Raw genomic sequence first — 19,664 nt, forward strand, 5'->3', positions numbered from 1 at the left:
GCCCGAAAAGGATTAACGGAGGGTCATCGCTCGGCTCCGGGAGCCTTGAAGTCCCGCCCGAGCACCACGGTGACCTCGGCGTTTCCGGCCGCCTTGCCCTTGCTCACCGAGCCCTCGGGCAGGCCGAGGGTCTTGGCGACCTCGACCGCGGTGCCCTTCTGGGCCTCGTCCCCGTAGACGACCTGGGACTTCTCCTGGGTGTCGCCCTTGGTGCCGCCGACCACGACGTAGCCGCCGTTGGTGAGGACCACCCGGGCCGTGTCCGTGGCGCCGGAGCCGCTCGCGTCCCGGATCGCGACGCGGGTCACGCCGCCCTGGTCCGGGGCGGAGACCTTGCCGCCGAGGATGTCCTTGACCACGCTGTCGCCGGTGGCCTCGCTGAGCGAGCCGTCGGACTCGACCGGCAGGACCGTCGTCTTGTAGTCGCCGACCTTGGCGTGCTCGGCCAGCTTGGCGAGGGAGGCGCCGAGGTCCTTCTCCGGCAGCGAGGGGTCGAGGATCTGGGCGAGGGTCTCGATGGTGACCGTGGCGGCCTTGGGGTCGTCGGAGATCTTCCGCAGCACCCCGTACATGACCTGTCCGAAGCGCTGGAGCTGCTTGGCCTCGGGCTCCCCGGGCGCGCGGTAGGTGGCGTAGGCGACGGCGGCACGCCCGTTGAGGGTCTGGTTCTCGCCCTTCTTCACCAGCGGCGCGGCGCCGGCCTTGGCGCCGGGCACGTCGGTGTCGGTGGTGAGGTCGATGCTGCTGACCAGCTCGACCAGGCTCTCCAGGTAGGGGGTGTCGAGGCGCCAGGTGCCGGTGATCTTCGTGCCGAGGAGGTTGCCGACCGCCTCGCGGGTGCCGCTGGAGCCGTCGTCCTCGACGGACTTGGCGAGCGTGGTGGAGGAGCCCTCGTCGGTGGCGACGGCGAGCGAGTTGGGCAGCAGGACGGTGGTGCCCTGCTTGGTCGTGGAGTTGTCCACCAGGAGGGCGGTGGACGTGCCGCCGCCGGTGGTGTTGTGCAGGTGGACGATGATCGTGTCGCGCTTCTGGGGGCCGGTGGCGGCGGTGCGCCCGGCCTCGTCGCCCGACATGCCGGGGAGCTTCCCCGCGTACCAGAGGTAGCCGACACCGCCGGCCACGAGGAGGACCACGGCGACCACGAGGGCGACGACGCGGTGGCGCCCGCGGCGGCGGGCCTCCTCGCGCCGCTCGGAGCGGCTCTCGGTGAACGCGAGCCAGTCGATGACGTCCTCGGAGTCCTCGTCGGGCTCCTCGATGAACGAGAACTGCTCGGTGCGGTACGCGCGCCCGTCGTCCTCCGGCGCCGGACGCTGCCCGGGCACGCCGCTCTGCGTTGCGGGCCGCGGGGCCGCCTCCGGCACCTCCGGCACCTGCGGCTCGGCGGCGGGCGCCGGGACCACGGGAGCGGCCTCGGTCCGCACGGCCCACTGCTGCGCGGTGTGGTCGGCCTGGACCTGCGTGCCCGTGTCGTAGGGCTGTTGGTAGTCGTACGAGGCCGGCTGGGCGTACGGGTCGTACTGCGGCTGCTGGACCGGCTGGGCGTACGGGTCGTAACCGTACTGCTGTTGGTGCTGGTGCTGCTGCTGGTCCTGCTGCGGCGCCTGCTGTTGCTGCGGCTGCTGCTGCGCGTACGGGTCGTAGTGCTGCTGCGGCACCTGCTGCTGGTACACCGGCTGCCCATAGGCGTCGTAACCGATGATCTGCGGCTGCGGGTAGTACGGGTCGTACGGGTTCTGCTGATCGTTCACCGGTGCCCCTCCCCGAGGCTCACTCGCCGCGGTACAGCTGGCGCTTGTCGATGTAGCGCACCACGCCGTCCGGAACCAGGTACCAGACCGGATCGCCCTGAGCGACCCTCACCCGGCAGTCGGTGGAGGAGATGGCGAGCGCGGGGACCTCGACCAGCGAGACCCCGCCCTTGGGCAGGCCGTCGTCGGTGAGGTCGTGGCCCGGGCGGGTGACGCCGATGAAGTGGGCGAGCGCGAACAGCTCCTCGGCGTCGCGCCAGGTGAGGATCTGTGAGAGCGCGTCGGCGCCGGTGATGAAGAAGAGGTCCGCGTCGCTGTTGAGAGAGCTCAGGTCCCGCAGCGTGTCGATGGTGTACGTCGGACCGCCGCGGTCGATGTCGATGCGGCTGACCGAGAACTGCGGGTTGGAGGCGGTCGCGATGACCGTCATCAGATAGCGGTCCTCCGGCGCCGAGACGGCCTTGTGGCTCTTCTGCCAGGGCTCACCGGTCGGCACGAACACCACCTCGTCGAGGTGGAACAGGGCGGCCACCTCACTGGCGGCCACCAGGTGTCCGTGATGGATCGGGTCAAACGTTCCGCCCATCACGCCGAGTCGGCGCTTGCCGCGACCGCCAGTAGGCACTTCCTGCTCTCCCATGCGTGCAGAGCCTACTGGCACGGCGACAGACGCCGGATCAGCGGCCTCTCGGCTCAGCGGTCGCGGTTGAAGCGGGTGGTGATCCAGAGCAGAAGCAGCAGCACGAGCAGGGCGCCGCCACCCGTCACGTACGGGCTGAGGCTTTCGTGGTTGCCGCCGTGCTCGGCACCCTCGTTCGCGAGCGTGACCAGGTTGGCGGCGGTGGCGTGGAGGCTCATCTTCGGCAGGACCTTCGATCGGGGATGGGAGCGGAGACTTCGCGCACATCGTATGCGGGAGGTCGCGGCGCGCTCACGCCGACTCAGGCGTTGGCGTCACCCGCGTCCTTTTCGGCCGACTCGTCGGGCCCGCCGTCACCCTTGTCGCCGTAGCCCCGCAGCAGGAACCAGGCCAGCAGCGCGCCGCCCACGATCGAGACCAGCAGCACGATGCGGAGGGTGTCGCCGGGGCCCTGCTGCTCCGTCGCGGCGAGCAGGGTGGTGACGGCGGTGGTCGCGTGGTCCGTCATGGCGGTCATGCTCCTCGATTGTCCGCGGTGCCCGAGTTATCCACAGGCTCCGGCACACGGTAGCCCCCTCGCCTAGGCTGGGTCGTGTCAGGGGGACGAGCACCGACTCGTACGAATTGGGGGCATCCATGACCGACAACCAGCAAGGAAACCTTCCGGGGCGCAACCGCAGGCGCTTCGCCGGCATCTCCTCGCGGGCCTACGAGCACCCGGCGGACCGCTCGGCGCTGGTCGCGCTGCGCAAGCTGAGCGGCTTCGACACCGTCTTCAAGGCGCTGAGCGCGCTGCTGCCCGAGCGCAGCCTGCGCCTGCTCTTCCTGTCCGACTCCGTGCGGGTGAGCGACGCGCAGTTCACCCATCTCAACGACATGCTGCGGGACGCGTGTTACATCCTGGACCTGGAGAAGGTCCCGCCGATGTACGTCACGCAGGACCCCAAGCCGAACGCGATGTGCATCGGCCTGGACGAGCCGATCATCGTGGTCACCACCGGCCTGGTCGAACTGCTCGACGAGGAGGAGATGCGGGCCGTCATCGGGCACGAGGTGGGGCACGCGCTGTCGGGCCACGCGGTGTACCGGACGATCCTGCTCTTCCTCACCAGCCTGGCCGTGAAGGTCGCCTGGATCCCGCTGGGCAACGTGGCGATCATGGCGATAGTGACCGCGCTGCGCGAGTGGTTCCGCAAGTCGGAGCTCTCGGCGGACCGGGCGGGGCTGCTCGTGGGACAGGACGTCCAGGCGTCCATGCGCGGCCTGATGAAGATCGCCGGCGGCAACCACCTCCACGAGATGAACGTGGACGCCTTCCTCGCCCAGGCCGACGAGTACGAGAAGGGCGGCGACCTGCGCGACTCCGTGCTGAAGATCCTCAACGTGCTGCCGCGCTCGCACCCCTTCACCACCGTGCGGGCGGCCGAGCTGAAGAAGTGGACCGAGACCCGCGACTACCAGCGGCTGATGGACGGGCACTACCCGAAGCGGAGCGAGGACAAGGACACCTCGGTGACCGACTCCCTGCGCGAGTCGGGCCGGCACTACGCCGACACCGTGCGCACGAGCAAGGATCCGCTGATGAAGCTGGTCAACGACATAGCCGGCGGCGCCGGGGACCTCGCGGGGGACCTGAGCGGCAAGCTGTTCGGCCGGGGCGCCAGGGGCGGCCAGGGCGGCGGCAAGGACGAGCCGCGCGGCAAGGGCGAGGAGGGCGGTCAGGCCGAGGGCTGAGCGCCCGGGGCCAGGGTCCCGCAGAGGGCGCCGATGGCGGGCCGGCCCGTCGCGTACGGGTCGGTGACCGCCTGGTGGGCGCGGTCGGCGCGGGCGCCCGCGAGGAGCGGGCGCAGCGCGCCGGTGGGGTCGCCGTCGCAGCTCTGCGGGCCCGCCTGGACGGTGCTGCTGAACAGCTCCGCGTGGTGCGTCCGCAGGTCCTCGCGGTCGAAGCGGAAGCGCAGCTCCCGGTGGACCGTGAAGAGCGAGGCCCCGGCCGCCGTGCGGGGGCCCGCGGAGGCGGGGCGGACCGCGTAGGTGAAGGTGTGGTCCGCGGTGACCTCCAGGAGGTCGGTGTCGAGCTCCACGATGTGCAGGGTGCCGTGGACGCGGACGGTGGGGGCGGCGAGGGTGACCTGGCGCGGGTCGAAGCGGACCAGCCAGCCGGCGACGGCGTGGCGGCCGTCGTCCTGGGGCTCGGCGACGCTCCGGTCGAACTGCTCCAGCTGGTCCGGGTCGATCAGGAGCCGGGCCGGGCGGACGGTGGCGCCGGTGAGGACGCCGGGTTCGAGGGAGGAGGCGACCAGGTACTCCTTGGCGATGCCGAGGGCGGAGAGGACCTGGCTCTCGGAGAAGTGGGGGGTGCGGTCGGTGAGCGGGAAGTTGATCCCGGCGGCTCCGACGGCGTATTCGGCGGCGGGGCTGTGGGCGAAGAGCCGTTCGGCCGTGCCGCCGGGGACGGGGCCCTGCGGGGCGAGCGGGACGACCGTGGTGCGCAGCGGTTCGGCCCGCCGGTCGACGGGGGCCTGGTAGGGGGTGCGGACGCCGAGGTAGACCGCGGTGCCGAAGGCCAGCAGGATCATGAGGACGAGCATCAGGGCCGGCCGGGAGCCGCCGCCGCGGCCCTCCCAGGAGGGGCGGGAGCGGACGGCCTGGGCGTACTCCCCCATCCGCTCCTGGGCCGAGAACTCCTGGAGCCGGGCAGCACGGACGAACGCCTCGTCGAAGACGACCGCTCGGTACTCGTCGTCACCGCCGGGGAGCCCCTCGGGGGTCCCCTCAGGCGGGTCGCCACGCCCTGCCATACCTTCAGGGTAGGTCGGCGGAAGCCCCGGTAAACGCCGAGCGGCCCGCGACTTCGCGGCGCGGGGTCCGTCAGGGGGTGCCGGGCACGGCCGCCGGGACGGCCGGCAGGGCGGGCAGCGCGGGCGCGACGGGCGGTGTGGGCACGGGGGCGCCGGACGGGACGGCGCGGGGCTCGTCCACGCCGGTGGTGGCGGGCGGCGGGACGCGGTCCTGACGGTTGGCCGAGGCGCCCCGGTAGACGGCGCTGAAGGCGAGGGCGACCATGCCGACGCCCATCACGAGGGCGAGCACCCAGGCGACCGGCCGGTGCCAGCGGGCGCTGCCCTTGTAGGGGCGCAGGGCGCCGCCGTGGGGGCCGTAGGGGCCGAAGTCGTCCTCGGCGGTGTCCGGGTCGTAGCCGTCCGCGTAGCGGCGCCGGTCGGGGTCGTGGGGGTCGTCGTAGAGCTCGTCGTCGGCGAGTCCGGCGACGGCCCGGGCGCGGGCCGCCTCGGCCTCGGCGCGGGCCTGGGCGGCGGCCAGCAGGCGCTCGACGGCGGTCGGCTCGTGGACGGTGGCGGCCCGGACGAAGTCCTCGTCGAACACCACGGAGGCGAAGTCGTCTGCGCCTCCGCGGTCGACAGAGCCCTCGGGGGCCTCGGGGTCTTCGCCGTTCGGGAACGGCGTGCCCCCCACGTCGTCCGGCACGGATTCAGAGTAGACCTGGGAGGGGGTTTTGGGCAGGGAGAGCGCGAACTGTCCCTGCCCCGGACACCGGATTCCGGTTACCGGACGTGACCGTCGCCGGTCACGATGTACTTGGTGGAGGTGAGCTCCGGAAGGCCCATGGGGCCCCGGGCGTGCAGCTTCTGGGTGGAGATGCCGATCTCGGCGCCGAAGCCGAACTGTCCGCCGTCCGTGAAGCGGGTGGAGGCGTTCACGGCGACCGTGGTCGAGTCGACCAGCTGGGTGAAGCGGCGGGCCGCGGCCTGGGAGGTGGTGACGATGGCCTCGGTGTGGCCGGAGGACCAGAGCCGGATGTGCTCGACGGCCTTGTCGAGGGAGTCGACCACGGCGGCGGCGATGTCGTAGGAGAGGTATTCGGTCTCCCAGTCCTCCGGGGTGGCCGGGACGACGGTGGCCTTGGTGCCCTCGGCACGGGCGAGGACCCGCTCGTCGGCGTGGACGGTGACACCGGCCTCGGCGAGGGCGTCCAGGGCGCGCGGCAGGAAGGCGTCGGCGATGTCGCGGTGGACCAGGAGGGTCTCGGCGGAGTTGCAGACGCTGACCCGGTCGGCCTTGGAGTTGACGAGGATCTCGACGGCCATGTCGAGGTCGGCCTGGGCGTCGACGTAGACGTGGCAGTTGCCGGTGCCGGTCTCGATGACGGGGACGGTGGACTCCTCGACGACGGTCTTGATGAGGGAGGCGCCGCCGCGCGGGATCAGGACGTCGACGAGGCCGCGGGCGCGCATCAGCTCGCGGACGGAGTCGCGGGACGTGCCGGGGACGAGCTGGATCGCGTCGGCGGGCAGTCCGGCGCCGCCGACGGCGTCGCGCAGGACCCGCACCAGGGCGGTGTTGGAGGAGTGCGCGGAGGACGAGCCGCGCAGCAGGACGGCGTTGCCGGACTTGAGGCAGAGGGCGGCGGCGTCGACGGTGACGTTGGGCCGGGCCTCGTAGATGATGCCGACGACGCCGAGCGGGACGCGGACCTGGCGCAGGTCGATGCCGTTGGGGAGGGTGGAGCCGCGGACGACCTCGCCGACCGGGTCGGGCAGGGCGGCGACGTGCCGGACGTCGGCGGCGATGGCCCGGATCCGCTCGGGGGTGAGGGTCAGCCGGTCGATGACGGACTCGCTGGTGCCGGCCTCGCGGGCGCGGGCGATGTCCTCGGCGTTGGCCTCGACGATCTCGGCCGTGCGGACCTCCAGGGCGTCCGCGACGGCGAGCAGGGCGTCGTCCTTCGCGGCGCGCGGGAGTGGCGCGATTTCGGCGGCCGCCGCACGGGCCCGGTAGGCGGCCTGGGCGACCGGGGTCATGTTGTCGAAGGGCGTGAGCGAGGTCATGCCCGCAGGGTACTGGCACCTCTGCGGACATCCCTCACGTATGCCCCGCCCGTCCCGTACCGCGAGACGCGTGCCCGGCGGCGGACCCGGTCAGTAGGGGTGGACGCCGACCGGGGCGGCGGGCGGCGGGCCGTAGCCCTCGGCGATCCGCTGGTGGTAGGTCTCCCGGTCGATGACCTCCAGGCCGACGATCTCCCAGGGCGGCAGCTTGGCGCTCTGCCGGTGCTCACCCCACAGCCGCAGGGCGACGGCCGCGGCGTCGTGGAGGTCGCGGGCCTCCTCCCAGTAGCGGATCTCGGCGTGGTCGTTCGCGTAGCGGCTGGTCAGCAGGAAGGGGTGGTCGTGGGCCAGCTGTTCCAGGGCGCGGCGCACCTCCTTCAGCGGGGCTTCCGCGCCGGAGACGCTGAGGGTGATGTGCCAGAGCTTGGACAGCTCCGGCTGCGGGCCCTCGGCCCTCGTGGTCTCGTCTGTCGTCTCGGACTCGGCGAACTCGTCGAAGTCGGCTCCGGCCCCGACGCTCGTCAGGGCGCGTTCGGCCGACCCGCGGGGCAGTGCCCCTGGGCGCGCTCGTCTCACCGGCGGCCTCCTGTGTGATGCCTGTGCTGCGTGCTGCTGCGTGTACGCGTGCTGGTGTTCCCCGCCCTCTCCGTGCCCCCGAGACAAAGTTGACCAGCCCTGGGCGGCGCGTGGGGTGGTTTTGGTAAAGGTCCCTACCGGATGACCAGACTTTCAGCCGTTTCGGTTCACATCACGACGAGGTCGTCGCGGTGGACGATCTCCCGTTCGTACTCCGGGCCGAGCTCCTTGGCCAGTTCCCTCGTGGAGCGGCCGAGGAGCCGGGGCAGTTCCTTGGCGTCGAAGTTGACCAGGCCACGGGCGACCGCGCGGCCCGCGGGGTCGCGCAGCTCGACCGGGTCGCCGGCGCTGAACTCGCCCTCGACGGCGGCGATTCCGGCCGCGAGGAGCGACTTCTTGCCCTCGACCACGGCCCGGACGGCGCCGTCGTCGAGGACGAGGGCCCCGCGCGTGGTGGAGGCGTGCGCGAGCCACAGCAGCCGGTCGGCGGAGCGGCGGCCGGTGCGGTGGAAGTGGGTGCCGGTGTCGCGGCCGGCGAGGGCGTCGGCGGCGCGGCTCGCGGAGGTGAGGACGACGGGGATGCCGGCGGCGGCGGCGATCCGGGCGGCCTCGACCTTGGTGACCATGCCGCCGGTGCCGACCCCCGCCTTGCCGGCCGAGCCGATCTCGACGTGGGCGATGTCGGCGGGCCCGGTGACCTCGGCGATCCGGGAGGTGCCGGGCTTGGCGGGGTCGCCGTCGTAGAGGCCGTCCACGTCGGAGAGCAGCACCAGCAGGTCGGCGCGGACGAGGTGGGCGACGAGGGCGGCGAGCCGGTCGTTGTCGCCGAAGCGGATCTCGTCCGTGGCGACGGTGTCGTTCTCGTTGACGACCGGCAGCGCGCCCATGGCGAGGAGCTGGTCGAGGGTGCGGTAGGCGTTGCGGTGGCGGGCGCGGCGGCTGGTGTCGTCGGTGGTGAGCAGGACCTGCCCGACGCGGACGCCGTAGCGCGCGAAGGAGGCGGTGTAGCGGGCGACGAGCAGTCCCTGGCCGACGCTGGCGGCGGCCTGCTGCCGGGCCAGGTCCTTGGGTCGGCGGGCGAGGCCGAGGGGGGCGAGGCCGGCGGCGATGGCGCCGGAGGAGACCAGGACGATCTCCTTCTCGCCGCCGCTGCGGACCTTGGCGAGGACGTCGACGAGGGCGTCGACCCGGTCGGCGTCGAGGCCGCCGGAGGCGGTGGTCAGCGAGGAGGAGCCGACCTTCACGACGATCCTGCGGGCTTCCGTCACGTCCTGCCTTGCCACTGTCACCTGCGTCGACCCCATCGTGCCTGTCCTGCTCGCTCGCCTCGGCTGTCCGTCGCGCAATCTACGCGAACGCCTTTCCGCGGCGCCCCTCCATTCCGGCTGCTGGACCCGATCCGGCCACCGGCGGCGCGCCCCGGCCGCCGGTCTCGGCCGCCGGTCCCGGCCGCCGTCCGTCCCCGCCGGGGGCCGCTCCACCGCCGCCCGGTGGCTACTCCGGCCGCCGCCCGGTGCCGCCGGTGTGCGCGGCCCAGGCCGAGGAGATCATCGAGCGGACGTCGTGGCGGGCCTTCCAGCCCAGTTCGGCGGCGGTCCGCTCGGCGGAGGCCACCACCCGCGCGGGGTCCCCGGGGCGGCGGGCGACCACCTCGGGCTCGACGGCGATGCCGGTGACCTCGCGGATCAGGTCGATCATCTCCCGTACCGAGACACCCTCGCCGCGGCCGATGTTGAGGGTCAGGTCGCGGTGGTCCCCGGCCGCGTCGAGCTCGGCGAGCCGGCGGGCGGCGGCCAGGTGGGCCTCGGCGAGGTCGGCGACGTGGATGTAGTCGCGTACGCAGGTGCCGTCGGGGGTGGCGTAGTCGTCGCCGAAGATCAGCGGCGGCCGTCCCGCGTCGAGCCGCTCGAAGACCATGGGGACCAGGTTGAAGACGCCGGTGTCGGCGAGCTCGGGGGCGGCGGTGCCGGCCACGTTGAAGTAGCGCAGGCAGCCGGTGGCCATGGCGTGGGCGCGGCCGACGGAGCGGACCAGCCATTCGCCCGCGGTCTTGGTCTCGCCGTACGGGCTGAGCGGCGCGCAGGGGGTGTCCTCGGTGACCAGCTCGGTGTCGGGCGTCCCGTACACGGAGGCGGAGGAGGAGAAGAGGAAGGAGCCGACACCGGCCGCGGCGGCGGCTTCGAGCAGGACGGTGAGGCCCGTCAGGTTCTCGCGGTAGTAGTGGAGCGGGCGTTCGACGGATTCGCCGACGGCCTTCTTCGCCGCGAGGTGGACGATGCCGCGGATCCCGTGCTCGGCGAGGACCCGGTCGAGGAAGGCCCGGTCGAGGACGGTGCCGCGCTCCAGCGGCACGCCCGCGGGGACTCTGTCCGGGTCGCCGGAGGAGAGGTCGTCCAGGACGACCACCCGCTCACCGGCCTCGGCCATGGACTTGACGACATGGGAACCGATGTAGCCGGCGCCGCCGGTGATGAGCCACGTCATTCGGGCAGCCTAACGCGAAGCGGTACGGGACGGCGGCGGCCCGGCGGATTCCCCCGAAGGGGCCCGCCGGGCCGTCGTCACACACGGGGTGGAGCGGGCCGGGCCCGGCCTCAGCCGCGCTCGGCGAGCGAGCGGCGGAAGGCCACGCACTCCTCGTAGACCGGCAGGATGCCGGCCTCGCGCGCCTGGGCGAGGGTCGGGCCCTCGGCGTCCTTGGCGGACAGCTCCGGCACGCCGTCGACCGGCCACTCGATGCCGATCTCGGGGTCGAGCGGGTAGACCGTGCGCTCGCGCTCGGGGGCGTAGCCCTCGGAGCAGAGGTAGGTGACGGTCGCGTCGTCGGTGAGCGCGCAGAAGCCGTGGCCCAGGCCCTCGGAGAGGTAGACGGCCTTGCGGTCCTGGTCGTCGAGGCGGACGGTCTCCCACTTCCCGAAGGTGGGCGAGCCGACGCGGACGTCGACGATGATGTCGAGCACGGCGCCGCGCACGCAGGTCACGTACTTGGCCTGGCCGGGCGGGACGTCGGCGAAGTGGATGCCGCGCACGACACCGGCGGAGGAGACCGAGAGGTTGCCCTGCTTCAGGTTCAGCGGGTGGCCGACGGCCTCGGCCATGCGCTCGGCCTTGTACCACTCCAGGAACAGGCCCCGGGCGTCACCGAACTGCTGCGGGACGAACTCCCAGGCGCCCTCGATGCCGAGGGGGTTGACCTTCATGGATGGAACGCTCCTTCTCCGGCCTTCTCAGACCGTGTCCGCCTCGTGGGCCAGCAGGTCGAGCAGGTAGTCGCCGTAGCCGCTCTTGGTGAGCGGCTCGGCCAGCGCGCGCAGCCGCTCGTCGTCGATGAAGCCCTGGCGCCAGGCGGCCTCTTCCAGGCAGCCGATCTTCATGCCCTGGCGCTCCTCGACCACGCGGACGAACTCGGACGCCTGGACGAGGGACTGGAAGGTGCCGGTGTCGAGCCAGACGGTGCCGCGGTCGAGGACCGAGACCTGGAGCTCGCCGCGGTCGAGGTAGTGCTTGTTGACGTCGGTGATCTCCAGCTCGCCCCGGGCGCTGGGCTCCAGGTTCTTGGCGATCTCGACGACCCGGCTGTCGTAGAAGTAGAGGCCCGGCACCGCGTAGCGGGACTTCGGGTTCTTCGGCTTCTCCTCGATGGAACGGGCGACGCCGTTCTCGTCGAAGTCGACGACACCGTAGGCGGTGGGGTCGGAGACGGCGTGGGCGAAGACGACGCCGCCGTCGGGCTCGCGGTAGTCGGCGAGCTGCCGGCCGAGGCCGACGCCGTGGAAGATGTTGTCGCCGAGGATCAGGGCGACGGGCTCGTCACCGATGAACTCCTCGCCGATGACGAACGCCTCGGCGATTCCGTTGGGGTGCTCCTGGGTGGCGAACCGGATGTCGAGCCCGAAATCGGATCCGTCACCCAGCAGGCGCTCGAACTGCGGGCGCTCCTCCGGACCGGTGATGATCAGAATGTCCTTGATCCCCGCCATCACGAGGGTGGACAGGGGGTAATAGATCATCGGCTTGTCGAAGACCGGCATCAGCTGCTTCGACACGGCTCGGGTGATCGGCCACAGTCGGGAGCCGGTACCACCGGCAAGCAAAATTCCACGCATGGGCACGCAGCCTACGGCAGCCCCACCGGGCCCTTCACCTTCCCGCGCGTGACGACGGCCACGCCCGCCGTCACGGCGGCGGCCACGGAACGGTGCGCGAAGCCCACCCCATAGAATGGTGGCCCTTATGAAGATTCTCGTCACCGGCGGCGCCGGGTTCATCGGATCACAGTTCGTGCGGGCACTGCTCTCCGAAGAGCTGCCCTCGGGCAAGGGCGCCCAGGTCACCGTCCTGGACAACCTGACCTACTCCGGCAACGAGGCGAACCTCGCCCCGGTGGCGGACAAGCCCGGCTACACCTTCGTCCACGGCGACATCCGCGACTACGCGACCGTCGACGACGTCATGCGCGGCCAGGACGCGGTCGTGCACTTCGCGGCCGAGTCCCACGTGGACCGCTCGATCCTGGACTCCTCGCCGTTCGTGACCACGAACGTGCTGGGCACCCAGGTCCTGCTGGACTCCGCCAAGCGCCACGGCGTGGGCCGTTTCGTCCACGTCTCCACGGACGAGGTCTACGGCTCGATCGCCGAGGGCACCTGGACCGAGGACTGGCCGCTCGCGCCGAACTCCCCGTACTCCGCCTCCAAGGCGGGCTCGGACCTGCTGGCGCTGTCGTACCACCGCACGCACGGCATGGACGTCGTCGTGACGCGCTGCTCCAACAACTACGGGCAGTACCACTTCCCCGAGAAGATGATCCCGCTGTTCACCACGAACCTGCTGGACGGGAAGAAGGTGCCGCTGTACGGCGAGGGCCTGAACATCCGCGACTGGCTGCACGTCTCGGACCACTGCCGCGGCATCGAGATGGTGCTGCGCGGCGGCCGGGCCGGTGAGGTCTACCACATCGGCGGCGGCACCGAGGTCACCAACAAGGAGCTCACCGGCCTGCTGCTGGACGCCTGCGGCGCCGGCTGGGACATGGTCGAGCACGTCGAGGACCGCAAGGGCCACGACCTGCGCTACTCCCTGTCGATCGCGAAGATCCAGGAGGAGCTCGGCTACGCGCCGCAGGTCACCTTCGAGCAGGGCCTGGCGAGCACCGTGCAGTGGTACCGCGACAACCGCGCCTGGTGGGAGCCGCTGAAGGCGAAGGCGGCGCTGTCCGCATGAGCCGCTGGCTGATCACGGGGGCGGCCGGGATGCTCGGCCGCGACCTCGCCGAGGTCCTCGCGGAGGCGGGCGCGGAGTACACCGCGCTGACCCGCGAGCAGCTCGACATCACCGACGCGGCCGCCGTCCGCGCGGCGGTCGTCGGCCATGACGTGGTGGTCAACGCGGCCGCCTGGACCGACGTGGACGGCGCCGAGACCGAGGAGGCCGCGGCCACCCGGATCAACGGCGACGGCCCGCGCGCCCTCGCGGCGGCCTGCGCCGAGTCCGGCGCGGTGCTGATCCAGGTCTCCACGGACTACGTCTTCCCGGGCGACGCCACCGAGCCGTACCGGCACGACGCGCCCACCGCCCCGGTGAACGCCTACGGCCGCAGCAAGCTGGCCGGCGAGCTCGCCGTGACCGAGCTGCTGCCCGAGCGCGGCTACGTGGTGCGCACCGCGTGGCTGTACGGGGCGCACGGCCGCAACTTCGTGGCGACGATGCTCGGCCTGGCCGAGCGGCTCGACACCGTGGACGTGGTCGACGACCAGCGCGGCCAGCCGACCTGGACCCGCGCGCTGGCCCGCCAGCTGCGCGAGCTGGGCGAGGCGGCGCTGGCGGGGAGGGCCCCGGCGGGGGTCTACCACGGCACGGCGTCCGAGACGGCGACCTGGTTCGACCTGGCGCGGGCGGCCTTCGAGCTGACCGGCCTGGACCCGGAGCGGGTGCGGCCGACCACCTCGGAGAAGTTCGTGCGCCCGGCGCGCCGGCCCTCCTTCAGCGTCCTCGCGCACGAGCGCTGGGCCGAGGCTGGTGTGGCGGCGCAGCCGCACTGGCGCGAGCAGCTGACCGAGGCACTGCGGGTGATGGCTCCGGGACGGTCCGGCGCGTGAGCCTGCTCGACCGCATCTCCACGGCGCTGCCCCGCGGCACCGCCTTCGTCGGCATCGGCACCGCGGTGCTCGGCGGAGCCAACTACGTCCATCTCGCGGCGGCGGGCCACTCGCTCTCCGTCGACGACATGGCGAGCTTCTCGATCTTGTGGACCGTGGTGGCCTCCATAGGACTGGGGCTGTTCTTCCCGGTCGAGCAGGAGGTCACCCGGGTGGTCGCCGCCCGGGTGGTGAACGGCGACGGGGTGCTGCCCGTGCTGCGGCGCGGGGCGGCGCTCTCGTTCGGCCTGCTGGCGGTGGTGCTGCTGCCGCTGACGGTGTTCGCGGGGCCGCTCGCGGACGCCTTCTTCCACGGCGACCGGAGCCTGGTCCTCGCGGTGGGCGGCGCCTTCGCGGCGCTGGCCTGCGCCCATGTGACGCGCGGGATACTGGCCGGGCTCGGCCGCTTCGAGTCGTACGGGCTGCAGCTGGGCCTGGACGGCCTGCTGCGGATCCTGCTGTCGGTGGGGCTCGCGGTGTCGGGGGTGACCTCGGCGTTCGTCTTCGCGGCGGTGATGACCGTGGCGCCGCTGATCGCGGTGGCCGTGACGCTGCCGCCGGTGTTCCGCGGCTCCAAGGCGGGTTCGACGGCGCACTGGCGGGAGCTGATCGAGCACCTGGGGCTGCTGGTCGGCTCGACGCTGCTCGCGCAGGTGCTCGTCAACATCGCGGTGATCAGCACCAAGCTGATCTCCACGGACGACAGCGCCCTGGTGGCCGCGCTGCTGTCGGCGCTGGTGCTGGCGCGGGTGCCGCTGTTCGCGTTCGGCGCCTTCCAGGCGTCGCTGCTCGCGGGCCTGTCGACGGCGCAGGCCGAGGGCGACTCCTCCGCGTACCGCCGGATGCTGCTGCGGGCCTCCGCGCTGACGGCGGGGCTGGGGACGGCGTTCGGGATCGGCGCGGTCGCGCTGGGTCCGGTGCTGCTGCCGGTGCTGTTCGGTTCGCCGGACGTGCTGGGGCCGGTGGACTTCGCGTGGCTGTCGCTCGGCACGATGTTCTACATGCTCGCGATGGTGCTCGGTCAGGCGCTGCTCACGAGCGGCGCGGCGAGACAGCAACTGCTCGCCTGGGTGGTGGGAACGGCCGTTCTCCTGGCGGTCACGCTCAGCCCCCTGGAGCTGCGGACAAGGGTCGAAGTCGCCTACGCGGTGGGGTCACTCGCCGTGGTCGCCTACATGACTCTCGTCCTTCGCTCTCGTGTAGGCTACCGTTCGGTGCACTCATAGGAATGATCACCATTCCCTCACTCTCCGTGACCATCGCGACGGACAGTGGACTGCAATCCGGTGGCTCCTTCTCCAGCCGCCCACCCCTGGAAGAGTAGACAGGCCCTTTCCATGAGTCGTCCCATACACCGGAGCCACGCATGAAGCTGTGGATGCTGACTTCGGTCACCGGAGTCTTTCTCGTCGCGTGCATCGTGGAGCTGCTGCGCCGCCGCAAGCTCAAGGAGAAGTACGCGTTCCTGTGGGTGCTCACCGGCCTGGTGATCATCCCGCTCGGCTTCTTCCCGACCGGCCTGGACTCCATCGCCCGGGCGGTGGGAGTCGCCTCCGGCGTCAGCCTCATCCTCTTCCTCAGCGTCGCCTTCCTCTTCATCGTCTGCCTCCAGCTCAGCTGGGAGGTGGGCCACCTCGAAGAGGAGGGGCGCACCCTTTCGGAGGAGGTGGCGCTGCTCCGCATCGATGTGACGGAGCTGCGCAAGGAGTTGGCGGACAGGCCGAAGACGGCGGACACGGCCGGGCAGGGGAGCGCCAAGTGATCGACGGCAAGCGCGTATTGATCATCATGCCGGCGTGGAACGAGGCCGAGGGCGTCGCCGACGTCGTCAAGGAGGTCTACACGACCCTCCCCGGCGTCGACGTCCTCGTCGTCGACGACGGCTCCGCCGACGACACCAGCGCCGTGGCGCGCGGCGCCGGCGCGACGGTGATGACCCTCCCGTACAACCTGGGTGTCGGCGGCGCCATGCGGGCCGGCTACCGGTACGCGCACGACCGCGGCTACGACGTGGCCATCCAGGTCGACGCGGACGGGCAGCACGACCCGCGCAACGTGCCGGAGCTGCTGGCCCGCCTGGAGGGCGGCGCGGACCTGGTCATGGGCGCCCGCTTCGCCGGCACCGGCGACTACGAGACCCGCGGCCCGCGCAAGTGGGCGATGCTCGTCCTCGCGTTCTGGCTGTCGCGCATGGCCAAGACCAAGCTGACCGACGTCACCTCGGGCTTCCGCGCCTCCAACCGCGACCTGATCAACGTCTTCGCGCACTGGTACCCGGTGGAGTACCTGGGCGACACGGTGGAGTCCTCCATCGCCGTGGTCCGGGCCGGCTACAAGATCGAGCAGGTGCCCGTCGCGATGCGTCCGCGCGCGACCGGCACCCCGAGCCAGTCGCCCTGGAAGGCCACGCTCTACCTGGGCCGCATCGGCATGATCCTGCTGCTCGCGCTCAGCCGCCGCTCCGCCCTCGGCCCCAAGGGGAAGACCAAGTGACGTCGGTGCGCACCCTGGACATCATGCTGCCGCACTACGGCGACACCGGCCTGATGCAGGCCGCCGTCCGCAGCGTGCTCGACCAGACCGACGAGGACTGGCGGCTGACCGTCGTCGACGACGGCCGGGAGGAGGGCGTGCCCGAGTGGTTCGCCTCCCTCGGCGACAGCCGGGTGCGCTACCAGCGCAACGAACAGAACCTCGGCATCACCAAGAACTTCCGCAAGTGCGTGGATCTCGTGGAGTCCACGCACTTCTCGATGCTCGGCAGCGACGACCTGCTGCTGCCGACGTACGTCGAGACCATGCGGGCCGCGATCGAGGCCGAGCCCGGCGCGGCGATCTACCAGCCTGGTGTCGAGGTCATCGACGAGAACGGCGCCCCCTCCACGTCGCTGGGCGACCAGGTCAAGAAGCGGCTGTACGCGCCGAAGGACGAGGGCCGTCGGCTGGTCCTGTCCGGCGAGCCGCTGGCCGCGAACCTGCTCGGCGGCAACTGGCTGTACTTCCCGTCGATCGTGTGGCGGGCCGACGCCGTCAAGGCGGTCAGCTTCCGGGAGGACCTCTCGGTCATCCAGGACCTGGCGCTGATCATCGAACTGATCCGGCGCGGCGAGCGGCTGGTGGTCGAGCCGACCCCCGCCTTCCGCTACCGGCGCCACTCGGGAAGCCTCTCCTCGGCGGAGGCCGTCTCCGGCGCCCGCTTCGGCGAGGCGGTGCGCTTCTTCAACGAGGTGGCCGACGAACTCGACACCCACGGCTGGCCGAAGGCCGCGCGCGCAGCGCGTCGGCACCTGTCCATGCGACTGCACGCGCTGACAATGGTTCCCGGGGCACTGCGCCACGGCCAGACGACGACCATACGCACGCTCCTCGGCTACGCCCTGTCCACGGGTCAGCGCTGACCCGGCGGTCATGCCCCTGTCTCCCCCATCAGATTTCACGGTACTGAGATGACACAGACGCAACCCTCCTCCGGCTCCGAAGCACCCCTGTTCAGCATCGTCGTTCCCACGTACAAGGTGCAGGCGTTCCTGCGGGACTGCCTGGACTCGGTGCTGGAGCAGTCGTTCCGCGACTACGAGCTGCTCGTCGTCAACGACTGCTCGCCGGACGGTTGCGGCGAGATCATCGATGAGTACGCCAAGGCCGACCCGCGGGTCGTGGCGATGCACCTGGAGCAGAACGTCGGCCTGGGCCGGGCGCGCAACGCCGGCATGGCCCGCGCCAAGGGCAAGTACCTGCTCTTCCTCGACAGCGACGACACGATGCTGCCCGGCTCGCTCCAGGCCATCGCCCGCCGCATCGCCGAGACGGACGACCCCGACCTCGTCGTCTTCGACTACTCCCGCACGCACTGGGACGGCCGCATCACGCCGAACTCCCGCGCCGACGTGCTGGCCAAGGCGGCCAAGAAGGGCGTCTTCTCGCTCAGCGACGAGCCGGAGCTGCTGAACCTGCTCCAGGTCGCGTGGAACAAGGCGTACCGCCGCGACTTCCTCGACCAGTGGGGCTTCCAGTACCCCTCGGGCTACTACGAGGACACCCCCTGGACGTACCCGGTCATGATCGCGGCGGAGACCATCTCCGTGCTCGACCGCGTCTGCGTCTACTACCGCCAGCGGCGCCAGGGCAGCATCCTGCACAGCACCAGCCGCAAGCACTTCGACGTCTTCGACCAGTACGACCTGGTCTTCGCGTTCCTCGCCGACAACCCGCGGTTCGCGGAGTGGCAGGGCGTGCTCTACGAGCGCATGGTCAACCACTTCCGGGTCGTCGACGCCTCCCCCGGCCGGCTGCCCGACGACGCGCGCGCCGAGTTCCGCGAGCGCTGGGCCGAGGCCGAGGCGCGGCACCGGCCGCAGGGCCACCGCCCCGCGCCGAAGAGCAAGGCGCAGATGATCCCGGCGAAGCACCGCGCCAAGGCCCGCAAGACGGTCCGCTCGCTGAAGCAGAAGAAGTCCGTGCCGGCGAAGCTGAAGAAGAAGCTGCGCAAGCGCATCCTGCAGACCTACTACCGCGCCCAGCGGATGCTCCCGGTCCAGCAGGACGTGGCCGTCTTCGCCGCGTACTGGAACGGCGCCTACTCCTGCAACCCGGCGGCGATCCACGAGAAGATGAAGGAACTCGCGCCGGGCATGAAGGCGGTGTGGATCCTCAAGAACGACGCCACCAGCCGCCCGCCGAAGGGCGTGCCGACGGTGCACCCGGGCTCGCTGGGCTTCTGGAAGGCCATGGCGCGCGGCAAGTACTTCGTCAACAACGTGAACTTCCCGCCGTCCATCGTCAAGCGCGAGGGCCAGGTCCACCTGCAGACCCACCACGGCACCCCGCTCAAGCGCATGGGCGTCGACCTGGCGGAGTACCCCGTCGGCCGCGGCGGCATGAACCTGGTGCGCCTGATGGACCGCGTGGACCGCTGGGACTACAGCCTCACGTCCAACAGTTTCTCCACCGCCGCCTGGGACCGCGCCTACCCCTCGTACTACGAGGCGCTGGAGTACGGCTACCCGCGCAACGACCGCCTGGTGAACGCGACCGCCGCCGACGTGGCCGCCGCGCGCAAGAAGCTCAAGATCGCCGACGGCGCCAAGGTCATCCTGTACACGCCGACGCACCGCGACTACCACGACGGCGCCAAGCAGATGCTGGACCTGGAGCGCTTCGCCGAGACGCTGGGCTCCGAGTTCACGCTGCTGGTGCGCGCGCACTACTTCTACGAGCAGAACCTGCTGGCCGCCGGCTCCGGCGGCAGCGCGCGGCTCGTGGACGTGAGCGCCCACCCGTCGGTCGAGGAGCTCTACCTGGCCGCGGACTGCCTGCTCACGGACTACTCGTCGGTGATGTTCGACTACGCGAACCTCGACCGGCCGGTCGTCATCTACGCGAACGACTGGGAGGTGTACCGCACCACGCGCGGCACCTACTTCGACGTCACCGTCGACTCCCCCGGTCTGACCGTGCAGACGGAGGCCGAGCTCCTGGAGGTCTTCACCTCGGGCCGCTGGAACAGCCCGGAGTCGGACGAGGCCCGTGCCGCGTTCCGCCGCACCTTCTGCGAGTTCGACGACGGCCGCGCGGCCGAGCGCGTGGTGCGCAAGGTGTTCCTGGGTCAGGACGAGGTTCCGCCGGTTCTCCCGCTCGGGGAGCGCCCGGTGGCACCGCGTCCGGGGCAGCCGGAGGCGTCCGAGGCCGCCCCGCGTGATCGACAGACGGTCTGAAC

The 19,664-nt window shown here is 71.6% G+C and carries 20 protein-coding genes; 8 read left to right on the forward strand and 12 right to left on the reverse strand.

Going from position 1 to position 19,664, the window contains the following annotated elements:
• Positions 1 to 23: 23 nt before the first annotated feature.
• From AB0C99_RS26710 to AB0C99_RS26725, 4 genes are all read right to left on the reverse strand, one after another.
• Positions 24 to 1,751, reverse strand: a complete 1,728-nt coding sequence (locus AB0C99_RS26710; RefSeq protein ID WP_362479913.1) for an LCP family protein — start codon at positions 1,749 to 1,751, stop codon at positions 24 to 26.
• Positions 1,752 to 1,770: 19 nt separating this feature from the next.
• Positions 1,771 to 2,391: a nicotinate-nucleotide adenylyltransferase gene (gene nadD / locus AB0C99_RS26715; RefSeq protein ID WP_362479916.1), complete on the reverse strand. Its 621-nt coding sequence runs from the start codon at positions 2,389 to 2,391 to the stop codon at positions 1,771 to 1,773.
• A 53-nt stretch (positions 2,392 to 2,444) separates the two neighbouring features.
• Positions 2,445 to 2,609 (reverse strand): hypothetical protein, encoded by a 165-nt coding sequence (locus tag AB0C99_RS26720; RefSeq protein WP_362479918.1) that lies wholly within the window; start codon positions 2,607 to 2,609, stop codon positions 2,445 to 2,447.
• 83 nt (positions 2,610 to 2,692) lie between these two features.
• Entirely contained in the window at positions 2,693 to 2,908 is a 216-nt protein-coding gene (locus AB0C99_RS26725; protein ID WP_362480030.1) for a hypothetical protein, read from the reverse strand.
• 119 nt (positions 2,909 to 3,027) lie between these two features.
• Between AB0C99_RS26725 and AB0C99_RS26730 the strand changes: the two genes are divergently transcribed.
• A complete protein-coding gene (locus tag AB0C99_RS26730; RefSeq protein ID WP_362479920.1) occupies positions 3,028 to 4,125 on the forward strand; it encodes a M48 family metallopeptidase in 1,098 nt (365 codons plus the stop codon).
• On the opposite strand, the gene AB0C99_RS26735 is transcribed toward AB0C99_RS26730, so the two are convergent.
• From AB0C99_RS26735 to rfbA, 8 genes are all read right to left on the reverse strand, one after another.
• Positions 4,110 to 5,189 carry a hypothetical protein gene (locus tag AB0C99_RS26735; protein ID WP_362479923.1) on the reverse strand — a complete coding sequence of 360 codons (1,080 nt, stop codon included), beginning with the start codon at positions 5,187 to 5,189 and terminating at the stop codon, positions 4,110 to 4,112. The two genes, AB0C99_RS26730 and AB0C99_RS26735, sit on opposite strands and share 16 nt — an antisense overlap.
• A gap of 70 nt (positions 5,190 to 5,259) precedes the next feature.
• On the reverse strand, positions 5,260 to 5,874 hold the full coding sequence (locus AB0C99_RS26740) for a hypothetical protein (RefSeq protein WP_362479925.1): 615 nt from the start codon (positions 5,872 to 5,874) through the stop codon (positions 5,260 to 5,262).
• 77 nt (positions 5,875 to 5,951) lie between these two features.
• Positions 5,952 to 7,235: a glutamate-5-semialdehyde dehydrogenase gene (locus AB0C99_RS26745; RefSeq protein ID WP_362479928.1), complete on the reverse strand. Its 1,284-nt coding sequence runs from the start codon at positions 7,233 to 7,235 to the stop codon at positions 5,952 to 5,954.
• 90 nt (positions 7,236 to 7,325) lie between these two features.
• Positions 7,326 to 7,811, reverse strand: coding sequence for a hypothetical protein (locus tag AB0C99_RS26750; RefSeq protein WP_362479930.1), 486 nt, complete (start codon positions 7,809 to 7,811; stop codon positions 7,326 to 7,328).
• A 167-nt stretch (positions 7,812 to 7,978) separates the two neighbouring features.
• Positions 7,979 to 9,079 carry a glutamate 5-kinase gene (proB, locus tag AB0C99_RS26755; protein ID WP_362479933.1) on the reverse strand — a complete coding sequence of 367 codons (1,101 nt, stop codon included), beginning with the start codon at positions 9,077 to 9,079 and terminating at the stop codon, positions 7,979 to 7,981.
• A gap of 226 nt (positions 9,080 to 9,305) precedes the next feature.
• Positions 9,306 to 10,295 carry a UDP-glucose 4-epimerase GalE gene (gene galE, locus AB0C99_RS26760; RefSeq protein WP_362479936.1) on the reverse strand — a complete coding sequence of 330 codons (990 nt, stop codon included), beginning with the start codon at positions 10,293 to 10,295 and terminating at the stop codon, positions 9,306 to 9,308.
• Between the two features lie 110 nt (positions 10,296 to 10,405).
• Positions 10,406 to 11,011 carry a dTDP-4-dehydrorhamnose 3,5-epimerase gene (rfbC, locus tag AB0C99_RS26765; protein ID WP_362479939.1) on the reverse strand — a complete coding sequence of 202 codons (606 nt, stop codon included), beginning with the start codon at positions 11,009 to 11,011 and terminating at the stop codon, positions 10,406 to 10,408.
• A gap of 27 nt (positions 11,012 to 11,038) precedes the next feature.
• Positions 11,039 to 11,917, reverse strand: a complete 879-nt coding sequence (rfbA, locus tag AB0C99_RS26770; RefSeq protein WP_362479941.1) for a glucose-1-phosphate thymidylyltransferase RfbA — start codon at positions 11,915 to 11,917, stop codon at positions 11,039 to 11,041.
• 127 nt (positions 11,918 to 12,044) lie between these two features.
• Between rfbA and rfbB the strand changes: the two genes are divergently transcribed.
• From rfbB to AB0C99_RS26805, 7 genes are all read left to right on the forward strand, one after another.
• On the forward strand, positions 12,045 to 13,034 hold the full coding sequence (rfbB, locus tag AB0C99_RS26775; RefSeq protein WP_362479944.1) for a dTDP-glucose 4,6-dehydratase: 990 nt from the start codon (positions 12,045 to 12,047) through the stop codon (positions 13,032 to 13,034).
• Positions 13,031 to 13,909, forward strand: coding sequence for a dTDP-4-dehydrorhamnose reductase (rfbD, locus tag AB0C99_RS26780; RefSeq protein ID WP_362479947.1), 879 nt, complete (start codon positions 13,031 to 13,033; stop codon positions 13,907 to 13,909). The genes rfbB and rfbD overlap by 4 nt, the downstream gene beginning before the upstream one ends.
• Complete coding sequence (locus AB0C99_RS26785; RefSeq protein ID WP_362479950.1) at positions 13,906 to 15,174, forward strand: hypothetical protein; 1,269 nt, start codon at positions 13,906 to 13,908, stop codon at positions 15,172 to 15,174. The genes rfbD and AB0C99_RS26785 overlap by 4 nt, the downstream gene beginning before the upstream one ends.
• 140 nt (positions 15,175 to 15,314) lie before the next feature.
• Positions 15,315 to 15,710 carry a DUF2304 domain-containing protein gene (locus tag AB0C99_RS26790; protein WP_362479953.1) on the forward strand — a complete coding sequence of 132 codons (396 nt, stop codon included), beginning with the start codon at positions 15,315 to 15,317 and terminating at the stop codon, positions 15,708 to 15,710.
• Positions 15,707 to 16,441 (forward strand): glycosyltransferase family 2 protein, encoded by a 735-nt coding sequence (locus AB0C99_RS26795; protein WP_362479956.1) that lies wholly within the window; start codon positions 15,707 to 15,709, stop codon positions 16,439 to 16,441. Before AB0C99_RS26790 ends, AB0C99_RS26795 begins: the two co-directional genes overlap by 4 nt.
• Positions 16,438 to 17,346 (forward strand): glycosyltransferase, encoded by a 909-nt coding sequence (locus AB0C99_RS26800; RefSeq protein ID WP_362479959.1) that lies wholly within the window; start codon positions 16,438 to 16,440, stop codon positions 17,344 to 17,346. Before AB0C99_RS26795 ends, AB0C99_RS26800 begins: the two co-directional genes overlap by 4 nt.
• Positions 17,347 to 17,394: 48 nt before the next feature.
• Entirely contained in the window at positions 17,395 to 19,662 is a 2,268-nt protein-coding gene (locus AB0C99_RS26805; protein ID WP_362479962.1) for a CDP-glycerol glycerophosphotransferase family protein, read from the forward strand.
• Positions 19,663 to 19,664 lie beyond the last annotated feature (2 nt).

The sequence above is a fragment of the Streptomyces sp. NPDC048659 genome, from assembly GCF_040650575.1.
Taxonomy (GTDB): Bacteria; Actinomycetota; Actinomycetes; order Streptomycetales; family Streptomycetaceae; genus Streptomyces.